This window comes from Levilactobacillus acidifarinae DSM 19394 = JCM 15949, from assembly GCF_001434835.1.
In the GTDB taxonomy this organism is placed as follows: domain Bacteria; phylum Bacillota; class Bacilli; order Lactobacillales; family Lactobacillaceae; genus Levilactobacillus; species Levilactobacillus acidifarinae.
On the sequence record NZ_AZDV01000004.1, the window covers coordinates 19,618 to 30,966 of the forward strand.

At 42.5% G+C, this 11,349-nt stretch carries 12 protein-coding genes and 1 pseudogene; all 13 read right to left on the reverse strand.

The genetic code is table 11. The features are described 5' to 3' along the window. A complete protein-coding gene (locus tag FD25_RS02250) occupies window positions 1–1,125 on the reverse strand; it encodes an ArdC-like ssDNA-binding domain-containing protein (protein ID WP_057800963.1) in 1,125 nt (374 codons plus the stop codon). A 3-nt stretch (window positions 1,126–1,128) separates the two neighbouring features. Then, complete coding sequence (locus FD25_RS02255) at window positions 1,129–1,344, reverse strand: hypothetical protein (protein WP_057800964.1); 216 nt, start codon at window positions 1,342–1,344, stop codon at window positions 1,129–1,131. Window positions 1,345–1,464: 120 nt separating this feature from the next. Next, the gene (gene topB / locus FD25_RS02260; protein ID WP_057800965.1) at window positions 1,465–3,600 is read right to left on the reverse strand and encodes a DNA topoisomerase III; all 2,136 of its coding nucleotides are present in this window, start codon (window positions 3,598–3,600) and stop codon (window positions 1,465–1,467) included. Between the two features lie 6 nt (window positions 3,601–3,606). Further along, window positions 3,607–4,017, reverse strand: coding sequence for a hypothetical protein (locus FD25_RS02265; RefSeq protein ID WP_057800966.1), 411 nt, complete (start codon window positions 4,015–4,017; stop codon window positions 3,607–3,609). 15 nt (window positions 4,018–4,032) lie between these two features. Next, window positions 4,033–4,890 carry a conjugal transfer protein TrbL family protein gene (locus FD25_RS02270; RefSeq protein ID WP_146999969.1) on the reverse strand — a complete coding sequence of 286 codons (858 nt, stop codon included), beginning with the start codon at window positions 4,888–4,890 and terminating at the stop codon, window positions 4,033–4,035. 5 nt (window positions 4,891–4,895) lie between these two features. Continuing rightward, a complete protein-coding gene (locus tag FD25_RS02275) occupies window positions 4,896–5,270 on the reverse strand; it encodes a hypothetical protein (RefSeq protein ID WP_057800967.1) in 375 nt (124 codons plus the stop codon). Window positions 5,271–5,293: 23 nt separating this feature from the next. Then, entirely contained in the window at window positions 5,294–6,805 is a 1,512-nt protein-coding gene (locus tag FD25_RS02280) for a VirD4-like conjugal transfer protein, CD1115 family (protein WP_057800968.1), read from the reverse strand. Window position 6,806: 1 nt separating this feature from the next. Further along, window positions 6,807–7,277 (reverse strand): hypothetical protein, encoded by a 471-nt coding sequence (locus tag FD25_RS02285; RefSeq protein ID WP_057800969.1) that lies wholly within the window; start codon window positions 7,275–7,277, stop codon window positions 6,807–6,809. A gap of 2 nt (window positions 7,278–7,279) precedes the next feature. Beyond that, complete coding sequence (locus tag FD25_RS02290) at window positions 7,280–7,648, reverse strand: thioredoxin family protein (protein WP_054757439.1); 369 nt, start codon at window positions 7,646–7,648, stop codon at window positions 7,280–7,282. Then, the gene (locus FD25_RS02295; RefSeq protein WP_057800970.1) at window positions 7,635–8,252 is read right to left on the reverse strand and encodes a hypothetical protein; all 618 of its coding nucleotides are present in this window, start codon (window positions 8,250–8,252) and stop codon (window positions 7,635–7,637) included. Before FD25_RS02295 ends, FD25_RS02290 begins: the two co-directional genes overlap by 14 nt. Window positions 8,253–8,266: 14 nt before the next feature. Then, window positions 8,267–9,424: a phage tail tip lysozyme gene (locus FD25_RS02300; protein WP_057800971.1), complete on the reverse strand. Its 1,158-nt coding sequence runs from the start codon at window positions 9,422–9,424 to the stop codon at window positions 8,267–8,269. Continuing rightward, a complete protein-coding gene (locus FD25_RS02305; protein ID WP_057800972.1) occupies window positions 9,425–10,843 on the reverse strand; it encodes a type VII secretion protein EssB/YukC in 1,419 nt (472 codons plus the stop codon). Further along, window positions 10,836–11,349: pseudogene (locus FD25_RS02310) on the reverse strand (VirB4 family type IV secretion system protein); the annotation flags it as partial. The pseudogene FD25_RS02310 and the gene FD25_RS02305, both read right to left, overlap by 8 nt.

The following is an 11,349-nucleotide window of genomic DNA, read 5'->3' on the forward strand; positions in this document are numbered from 1 at the left end:
CTAACGTTTTAGACTTTGATCAGGTTCAGAATCTGGTTGGTTAATTTCTGGATTTTCTTCAGCAAATGTTTTCAACTGTTTTTGCGTTCGATTACTTATTTCTTGGTGAACATCATTTAACTGGTTTTTTAGTTCTGATTTTTGTTGGGGATCAGTCGCTTGCTTAATTTGTTGTTGCAAGCCTTGATACGATTTGTTAAGTTCCTGGGCTGATCGCTTTTTGAGGTCATGTTCAGGATCTTTTTGCGCTTCCTGTAAGCCTAATCGCTTGGTTAACCCGTCACTAAGCGCAATCACTTTGTTGCTCACTTGCTGGATCTCACTCAAAGCACTATGGATCACGGCTTTATCCTTAGCCCAGGTAGCCACATAACCAAGTGAGTAGTTACTGGTATCAACGCCAATATTTTGCATGGCAACATATGCGACCGCTTCGGCTTGGGTTTCCTGATAGGCTCGTGGGCGATTTTTAAAAGCTGCTTTTAATCCGTGAAGCTGACTATGCGCATATTCGTGATACAACGTCTTTAATTTTAGGGCATTGTCAGGTTCATCACCACCGATGACGATTTCATTAGTGCTGGGTTGAAAATACCCCTTAGCCCCATTTAGCGTCGCTAAAGGCACTTCACTGACTTGCAGATCGGTTTGTTGGTTTAAATAATCTTTGAACGCGTTATACAAGCTCGTCACATTCTGATGATCGGCCAAGTTTTCTTTGACAAAATCTTTAGCACTTAGGACTGGGTCACCACTAGTTTGTGCCACGTCGAAGATGGGCAGATAACGATAACCGACAATGGCGCGTTCGTCGGTGGTATCAAGTCGCTTTTGATCAGCGGGGGTTAATTTCTTAATAATCGGGGCAGCGATTCGAATGGCCTTAGCACCCTTATTAACGGTGCGGTTAAAATCAGTCTGCCATTGTTTAAAGCCTGCGACTTGGGTCGCTTGCGGATTTTGAGCATAGATTAAGTCAATGTTTCTAGCACTGTACTGGTGGAATTTAGCCAAGGTATTAAGATACTGTTTAAATTGATCACTATCGGTTAATTTTAGAATTTGCTGTTCGGCTTGGGCAACTAATTGCGCCTTCCAGGCTTTAACGTCTGCTTTACTTGGCATTGTCTACCCCTCCTCATCTTCAAAAATATCGTTCAGGGTTGGTACCGATCTTATTTGAATCGGGGCTGTGCCATACAGGGCGACGTAGCCGTCGGCTAATTTTTGCCAAGCGACTTGATAATAAGCGCCATTACCAGTGATTTCTTTTAAATACTTGTAGGTTTCTTTAGTCTGCAAAACGGGTAATTCGCTACCAGTGACTGCTAATTCATTGTTCATTTGATAATCTCCTTTGCTTTGCTAATCTCACCCGTTGTTTAAGATTACTTTTGGTCTGTAAAAGTAATCCTAAATGACGGGTTCACCAACTGGAACGTCGTGGAAGGCGGTAGGTAAGGTCTAATCAAAGTCAAAACTTAATTTATGGCCGTCAAGCTTTAACTTGGCCGCAAACGACTTCCCTTTTTTGCTTTTGAACCCCTTTAATTTGCTGGTTTCCCCTTTAGTGACCAACGCTTTAATTGCGGTCTTACCGAGGGTCTTACTGCTCCATTTCTTGGGTAAGGTAAAGTCTTCCCCTTGTTTGGGCTTTACAATGTAAAACTTTTGTTTATTTAACACGGTGGCTTGTGGGGTTTCTAAGAAGACCTCGGCGGATTTTTGTGCCTGATGCTGGTGGTTAATCTGTTGTTTGATCGCTGAATTTCCTGCTAATTGGGTCGGCACATCAGCAATTAATTTAGACACAAACTTCCTAATTTGACTTAAAAAGTTAGCTGGGGTGCGTTCTTCGGTACTGATTTGTTGTAACGCTTTTTCCCATTTAGCTGTCATTTCCGGACTAGTCAGCAATGGCTCGAGTTCAACCGCTTTGCATAAAGTAATTCCGACTTCACTGACGTGCAACTTATTCTTTTCAGTCACTAAATAGCCGCGTTTCTTTAAGACTTCCAGCACATTGGCCCGGGTCGCACTTGTCCCAATGCCTTGGACATCTTTGAGAATCGCCTGGGCTTCTTCATCATCAAGCGTTTTACCGGCCGTCTTCATCGCCGTAATTAAGGTCCCTTCGGTAAAGGGCACCGGTGGGGTCGTTTCTTTTTGCGGCGTTTGCAGGTTGGCTTGAACTTGATCGCCTTGGTGAACCAGCGGTAAGGTGGCGGCGGCTTGCTGGTCGGCTTGGTTTTCATCAAATAAAGCTTTCCAACCTGACTTAGTTGGTACCTTACCCGTTGCTTTAAAATTAGCGTCGCCAATTTGGGTAATAATGGTGGTTTCTTCATACTCGTACGGATCAGCAAACATTGCTAACGTGGTTCGTAACACCAAACCATAGACTTGTTGCTGTATTTTGGGCAAGCTGGCTAATTTCTCTTTCGTCGGCACAACTTTAGTCATGATAATGGCATAATGTTCTTCGACCTTTTTACCGTTGACGTAACGTTTATTTGGGGTGGTATTCGGTAAAGAGACGGGTTGAGAAACTAAACCCAGATACTTCGGCAGATTAGCCACTAAATACTCAAATTCTTCATTAGTGATATAAGCACAATCGGTTCGTGGATAACTAAGCAGTTTGGCTTCGTATAAACTTTGAATAGCCGCTAAGGTTTGGCTAGCACTGGCGTGATAACGTTTATTCATGGCACTTTGCAGACTGGATAGCGAGAATAGTTGCGGACTGGCACGCTTTTTAGCCTGTTTTTGGGTGTCCTTGATTAAACCGCTCTGCGAGCCCTTCTGAACGTGTTTAGCCTGCATGAATGTCATTAGCCCTGATTCGTCTTTAAACCGCTGATAAGGGTCTAATTTTGCCTCGAATTTTTGCCGATTAGCTAAAATTTCCGCATTCAGTTCAAAATAGGGTTCGGGCTTAAAGTTTTTGATGAGTTGATCTCTTTGATAGACCATATACAAAGTTGGCGTCTGTACGCGACCAATTGAGTACACCCCACGCACCCCATTTTGTCTTAATAACAAGGTGTATAAGGGACTACCATTCATGCCAATTAACCAGTCGCTGATTTGGCGGGTCTGCGCTTCTTTGTAAGCTAAATAATCTTTATGCCAATCACCAAGATTTTTAAAGCCGGTTATAATGGCGTCTTTTTCCAAACTATTTAACCAAAGACGTTTAATCGTTTTCTTTTTAACGTCAATATGGGCTTGATTCATGATCGACCAGGCGATATTAGAACCTTCTCTGCCGCTATCAGTAGCGACTATAATCGTATCGGCTTTCGTTAATAAGTCTTTAACAATCTTGAATTGGGCTTTTTTACTAGCTGCCACTTCAAACTTGTATTTATCGGGGAAAATCGGTAAATTAGATAAGGCCCATTGCTGATATTTCTGATCGTACTTATCCGGTGTGGCTAGTTCAACTAAATGTCCGAGACCATACGTGACAAGCGTATTTGCGGGCAAGACAGGGTCGCTAACCGTATAGTAACCCTGTTTTTTTGTGCTCTTTTGAAAAGCTTGTACGTATGAACGGGCTTGACTAGGTTTTTCAGCTAAGATAACAGTGGTCATGTTCGTTCACTCCTTGTGATTAAGCTTCTGTTCTAATTCTGTTTTTCCCTGTTCAGCTGCTTTCAACCAAGTTTCACGTCGCAATTCTTGTTGCTGCTCTATCGATTGTTGCTTCAAATATTGTTGATATCGGTTGATAGCTTTGAGATCTGCATAGGCTGACCAACGGAATAATAAGCCAGCCAGCAGTAAAACTAAGGCCATTAGCGCAGTTCCTAAAAAATCGGTATTGTTCGCCGTGAAAAGCTCTTGGTATAAATCCATTAACATGAGGTAAATTCCCATCACATAGAAAATCATACTAACTAAGTTATCAAAATAGTAAGACAACTTAGTCCGCCGTGAAGGTGTTGTAAAAGGGTCGGTTCGCATATCTTTTTTTGCTTTTTCCAATAACCAGTGTGCGATTTTTTTCATAACTACGTATCCCTCCTAGTGATTACGGAAATAATTTTGAAACATTCTCATAGCGCCCATACCAGCACTTTTAGTCACACCGGTTGAAGCCCAAAAGTCTTTAACGGCGTCAGGTGTTTTGACCACCAGGAAACCGAATCCGATTGAAGCTATAAAGGCAATAAACCCATACTTTGCCATATTAGTGAAACACCAGACTGATAGTGACATACAAAGCACCTGGCTAATAATGGACGCATTGTAATAAATGTACTTCTTCCACCACGTGCCACTATAATCAAAGCTTTCAGTCGCCATGCTCATTGCCGCTAAAGGAATCGTCAGGTTATACCAAGCCATATCAGCCACAAACACACACATTTTGATAAAGAACACGACGGTTACGACAGTAAAGATTAGCAGAAACAAAATCTGTAAGGGCAGCGAAATGCCAACATCTTTTAGCCCGGGAACCTTATTCATGCCGGTAATTGATTTAGCAGTGAACTTCTGATCAGAACTAAACATATATTTTAGCAGGGGCAAGGTAATTGAACCTTGAATAAAGCCCTGTAAGAACACGAAAACCGGGATCACGGCCGCTGATTTAATCCCATCCATGATGATATTAGCCCAAGTAACATCGGTACTTTCGTCCGCTTCTTTTAGAATTGTCATCACAATGCGGCCAAGGACGACCACGACTACTAATGATGTCGCGAAGGATAGGAAGATGGCATACCACGTTTTAACAATCGGTAAGCTTTGATTGGCTTGGTCAATGATTGCCTTACAGATATTGAATAAGCCGTCTAACAAACCAGATAATGCCCATTCAAAAAATTTAGCAATTGCCCCCTGAACCATTCCTGAAATATCACCTAAAATAAACATATCTATCACTTCCTTTTTTGCAATTCAAAACTTCCTAAGCCGTTATCTGCTTTAGCAGACTTATTAATTGCTTTAGCCTTATATCCATCACTAATTGGAGTCAATTCGAACGTTTGATTTTTCTCATCATCAGTATTTACCTTTAAATACTTTTTACCAGAATTATCACTAACTGAGTACGTACCATTCATATTCATCAATGGACTTTCAATGATTATCGCTTTTTTGTTAAATTGAGTTTTATAACTTTGCCCCTTTTGGTTGAGATACCAATTGTTACTTTGCAAGTCTTGCGCTGTAGACTTCCCACAAGCAGTTAGACCAATAGCAATCAGCAATACTGTCATTACAGCGATTATATATTTCCTATATGATTTCATAAGTTACTCTCCTTCTATAATCCTTATCCCAGCATTTTCTTATGTCTAGTCTCTAATTCTTGATCGATGTTGTCCTGCAATTTGTCTTCTTCATCATCAGTTATCTGATCGTCTTTTTGGGCTTGGTGCCGTGCTTCAACTGTCTGATTCCACTTATCTACCTTATTCTTAAAATTGGTTTCTTGGGTGGCTTCCGGTTGGCCTTGATACTCGTTCTGTGACAAGTTAACTAAATGATCAGCGCCAGGAAATAGTTTAAATTGGAACGCTTTTGTAGCTTTTACCGGCCGCGCATTACTAAAGATTAATAAGCTCTGATCTTCGGGCATGCGCATGATTTCATCAGGGGTCATCAGGGAACGGCTCGTATAGCTGTAACTATCGCTCTTACTATGGCTTTCTTCCTTACTATGACTGGTACTCTCACTGCCCGTTTCGACTTTCACGGTTGATTTTCCTAACAGATCACTAAAGTATTTAGCGGTCACGTCGTTAGCGGCATTCAAGCAGATTTTAACGGCATGATTCCCTAAGATACTTTCGGCTTTATCCTTGCCGTACAAGGCTTGTAGCTGGGTTAAAGTCTGACAAATGGTCGTCACACCAATACCGTACCCCCGGCAAGTTGCCAGGAACTCTTCATACTTCGGAAACTTCCCTAAATTGACAAATTCATCAAGGATAAAGTCCACTTGATGGGGTAATTTAGCGTGATGATCAGCGGCTAATTTGTATAATTCATCAAACAATTGTGAAAAAAACAGATTGATGAAGCTTTCGTAAGTGTTATCCATCACCGGGATAATCACGTACAGGACAACCTTAGCATTGCCAATCTCTTTTAAATCAAAATCTGAAAAGCTGGTAAAGTCGGCCACCTCTTGATCGACAAACTTCGAAATGGTTGCCAGCAAGCTCTCAATAATACTGGCTTTCATTTCTCCTTTGGCTTTTTTAAAACCTAACTCATAAGCACGTCTAGCTGGATCAGACATTGGTAAGTCAAGAAACAAGGTGTCTAGTGGACTATCTGTACCCTTTTCATCGGCTTCGACATCGTTTTCTTGCAACACTTGGGTCACACCCGCCAAATTACGTTGTTCTGGTGACCGGTGGTTCATGACAAACAGGATTAAAGCCTTCAAAAGCTGTCTTTGGGTACTAAACCACACATCTTTTTTACCTTCGGCATTTTCACTCTGAACGATCTTCGTGGCGACGGTTTCAGCTTGAATATCCCGTTGAATATAATCAAAGGGATTATAGCGGTCACTGTGCGCCATGTTGGCAAAGTTGACGACATGCACTTGATAACCTTGGGCTAACTTAACCCCGGCCGTTTTTTCGTATAATTCACCTTTCGGATCGGTGACGACAATACTGTTCTCCGTTTCGTTAAACAGGTTGGTAATCACGACTGATTGGGTTTTATACGAACCGGGACCCCCGACCACAAAAATATTCCGGTTGGGTTTGGTTGAGTTGTTCTGATAAACAACCTGCTTATCCACGATTCCTAAAATTGTGCCATTCATGTTAATCTGCCCCCTTCGATGATTTCTCACGGTCGACTAATGATTTGAGAACTGCTGCCTTGGTACTGTTGTTAAACCCTGTTGTCAGGTCTTTAGTATTGATACTAAAGTAATGGTCACTCAATTCTTTTAAATTTCCCCACGTTGCACTCCCATGGGTCTCTGTATCAGCGGTTTCCCAAGCTTTGTGCTTACTGTTTCGCTTCAAGGCAAAGTAGATGGTATACAGGATCACGGCGACACTGACAATAATTAATATCGGATTTTTTTGGCCTAAATACAAGTTGTAATAGTGCCAAGGGTGTAAGGCTAATTGCTTTAATACGGTTGGCATATGATCGGCAAAAGTTAGTTTATAGCGCGACAAGGCCATGACAGAGCCAGCTAAAATCTCCGCTAAATACAAGCCAATGATTAGCGTTAGTAGATACGGCCAACTAGCTTTAATCACGGCTATGCTTCTATCTTTCATTTTTAATCACCTACGATCTGTTTAATCTTTTGTTGGTTGGTTCCGGTGTACCGTTGCTTGCCATGGATCAAGGTTGGCACCGACGTTAGTTGATACTTCTGAATGTAATGGCGATTCTGCGGCTGATTCATGTTGATAAACACAATGTTATGACTAATTGCGTTGTGCCAATAGATTCGGTGAAAAATGGATTGACAATCCGGGCAATCATCGCGATAGAAGAACAACACTTTTTTAGGGTGCTTAGCTAATGCCATGACCGGTCGCTGTTTTTCCACGTGATTCACGTATTGATGACTTGCAAAACCACTAACAGCTAAAATCACCACGATTACCGCTAGGACTTTGCTAACCCGTTTAATTAAGGTCACTGGCTTTAAAGCTACTACCTAAATTTTGGACCGCGGTAATTCGATTCGTGGTGGTATCGAAGGTCACCTGGTAAAGCACCGTCGCCTTTTGCCAGTCGTTGTCGCCACTCTTACTTTGGTAACTAACAACCGCCAAGCCTTTCATGTTTTGCCCCTGCTTACTTTGCGTATACAGATTCAGTTGGTTTAACTTGGCTGAAACACTATTGCTATCGCCATAAGTCCCTTTATTGGAAAAGTATTGCTGGTATAACTTGTCGGAAATCAAGCCTTTAACACCATCTTTACGCTGACCGTAGGTCTTGGGCTTAAAGTTATTCATGACATCAAAGAATTTGGTGACCACCGTATTAAAGCTAAGTTCAGCCGAACTTTTGTCTTTATTATTTTGGTAGGTCTTATAACTGTCAATTTGGGTGCTCAATAACTGCTTTTGTTGGTTGGTTTTAGTCAATTGCTGACTAACTTGTCGCTTCTGTTGTTGTAAGCGCGTGATCTGCTGTTGCGCCTGTTTAACTTGGCTATGTTGATAGGCATTCGCCCCTAATGACAGAACTAAGATCAAGCTGCCAATCACAACACTTAAAACCATGCTCCGCTTCATTTGTTTGTCCCTCCTTACTTCTTGATCGGCCGGGCTAACGTCACATCACCACCACTTAGTAAGCTATAAAAAGCGGTGCCAAAGGTGCTTTCGTTAACCTTATCGCCTGTCCCACCTTGCTCAATAATCTTGGTGGCTTTGCCTTGCCATTTGCCTAACAGAATGGCCGTATGGCCGTTGTTTCCCGCGCCGGCGCCTTGATTGACAATCACAATATCGCCGGTTTTCGCGTCATTTTCACTGATTTGTTTAAGATATTGATGACTGCCTTTGGCGTCACTGGCCATCGTGCCGGTAAACCAGCCCATGTTGGCGGGTACCTTGTAACCAGCTTTATTCAGGGCTAACCAGACAAAGCCGGAACAATCCGTGCCACCAGTTTTATTAGGATTTTTTAAATTGCTACCTAGATCAGGACTGGGGTGCGTTTGCACATAGTAGAAGTCCCCCTTCATGCTCTCGGCATTTTTAACAATGCTGCCGCCGGAATAGCTCGGGTCACTATCACAACCTAGCTCGGTCAGATCGCCGGAACTCGCGTTATCTAAGGTATTGCCCGCTACTGGATCACTGGCACCAAACACGGCATACCAGTGATCGGCATAACCGTATCTTTGGCTTAAATACCATTGTTCCGGGTTTTTGCTCATACCCTCATAATCCATTAACCAGGCTTTGGTCGCTTTGTGCACGTCCGTGTATTTGAATATCTTCTTATTTGACGCATAGTAACTACTGTTCAATTCTTGGTCTAGATAATCTAATTGCACTCCGAGATTTGTGGCTGGTTTGTTTTCTTTGTGAGCTAAGTCTTCCAGTTTATCTTTTCGGCCATCTAACCACTGGGCTAAGCCCGTGGCACCGGAACTTGAATTAACAGATTTTGGATCAAGCCGACTTTCTAGTTGTAACACCCCCAAAATACCGGCGGCCGCTTGTGGGGTTGCGCCATACTTCTGTTTCCAATGCGCATAGATATTTTTAGCATTGGACGTCATGTCCTTGCTATCAAGCTGGGTCTGGGTTGCGGTAGTCGAATCATCGCAACTGTTTTCTTGCAATTGACCAGTGACTGCCGCAATTAGCAAGATGATTAGCAGAATGGCGCCGCCCACAATATAAGCAATCAGCTTCCACTTCTTTTTCTTATATTCAAACGACAGTACCTGCATTTAATCACCCACTTTTTGCTTGGCTTGATCAACTTGTTTTTGCGCTGCTGATTGGTCGCTTTGCGCATTCTTTAAGTCCGACTTAGCCGAATCTACCTTCTTGTCTTTGTCCTTATCTTTACTGCCATCAATTTTATTGGCGTCGTCTAATTTCTTTTGCGCGTCGCTAACTTCGTTCTTAGCGGAATTGAGGCTTAACAGTGCTTTTAAATACTTAGCTTTAGGGCTGTTCACGCCGGCTAACTTGGTTTGGACGGTCTGGGCGTCTTGCGTATCGTTATGTGCTAGGAAGGCTTGTCCCATTCTCAATAAAACATCAGCGTTCGTCGTAAAGGATAATTGGTTATTAAGCGTATTGGTATCATAATTAACAATCGCTTTTTCGAGTTTCAATTGATCTTTTTGCTTACTCGTCGCCTTAGTTGGTAACTGCCAATCAGCCACTTGGCTACTATCTTTGTTGACATAAGCCGTGTTGACAATCTTGTTTAACTGACTTGGATCAACCTTTAAGGCTTGCTGGTATTGTTTATGCTTTAGGAATGTTTGGGCTTGCTTACTTGAACTGTACCCGGCCTTTTTCATGGCTTCTTGGGCTTCTGACCACTTTTTATCATTTAAAGCCGTTTGAATTTTCCCGCTATATCTTAATCGCGTGACCTGGGCTTGATTCTGGTTAGCTAGGCTCTGATACTTCCGTTCGTCATTTTTGTGAACTAAACCGATAGCAACCACTGCCACAATCGCAATCCCAGCCACACTCAACCATAATCGTTGCTTATTTTTCTGTCGGTCGTGTTCAACTACTTGCCATTCGTGGTAACTGACAAAATCCTCAACACTGTTAACCACTTCTTTTAATTCGGCTAACGACGTGGCTTTAGCCACTTGTTGTAAATACTCGTCAGGGTGTTTGGCTAGGGCTTCTTTAGGGTTGCTCAATAGCCGTTCATATGGCGTCCCCGTTAAACAAAATAGGATTAAAGCCTTGTACTTAGCTAAGTTGCTGTGCTTATCATCATAAGGCATGAGTTCATTGGCGCGATAAGCGTACCAAACGTGTTGCATTGGGTAATACCATAGATTGGCTGGGTTCAACGCAATATGGTACTGACTATCCGTGACCACGTCCTGGCTCATGATTTCCTTAGCAATCGCTGACCGGATCGCTTTATTTTCATGGGGTAATTCCTTTAACGATCTAACCTTATCCGGCAAGGTATAAGTTAAAACAACCTTCTGGTCTTGCTCAACAACATTAACTAACTGCAAGAAATTTGAATCAGCTTGCTTTAATTCGTTTAGCTCGGTTAATTGGTCGTATCGAAATTGATTGTGATTGAGTTCAAGGATTAACTTTTTTCCTTGTCGTTTGAACGTGCCAATCTCAATATTCAATAGCTGGTTTGCTTTACTCATTTAAAGTCCCTCCTTCCTCTTCGGTGGTGGTCAAGGCGTCAATTTCACTTGGTGTCAGGATCACGCGCTTTTGATAATCCGGTTGTGTTGCGGTCTCACGGTTGTATTTTTCTTGGTAAGCTTCTGGGTCGATTAACCGCAATTCTTCTTCGGTTAGCTCCACTCGCATAAAAGCGCGTTGGCTACCATAGATCATCAGGGCTTCACCTTGTCTACGGCGTTCTAGTAACTTCTTTTCCTTATCCGAGAACGTCATGCGTAGTTTCGTAATCACATCATCAACGCCTTTACCGTCAAGGCCAAAGAACACTTTTGTATAGGAGTTCCCGATGATGGCTTCACCAATATTTTGACCGGTGTCCGTTGTGCCTTCGATCACATCTTGAATTTGTTGCGTCCCGGCAATCGCGCCGGCATTGTACTTTCTAAACCGCTTGTATGCTTGATGGAAAAAGGTGGCGGCAGCTTTGTGCAAGGTTAAAAAGTGAAATTCGTCAACAAACAAT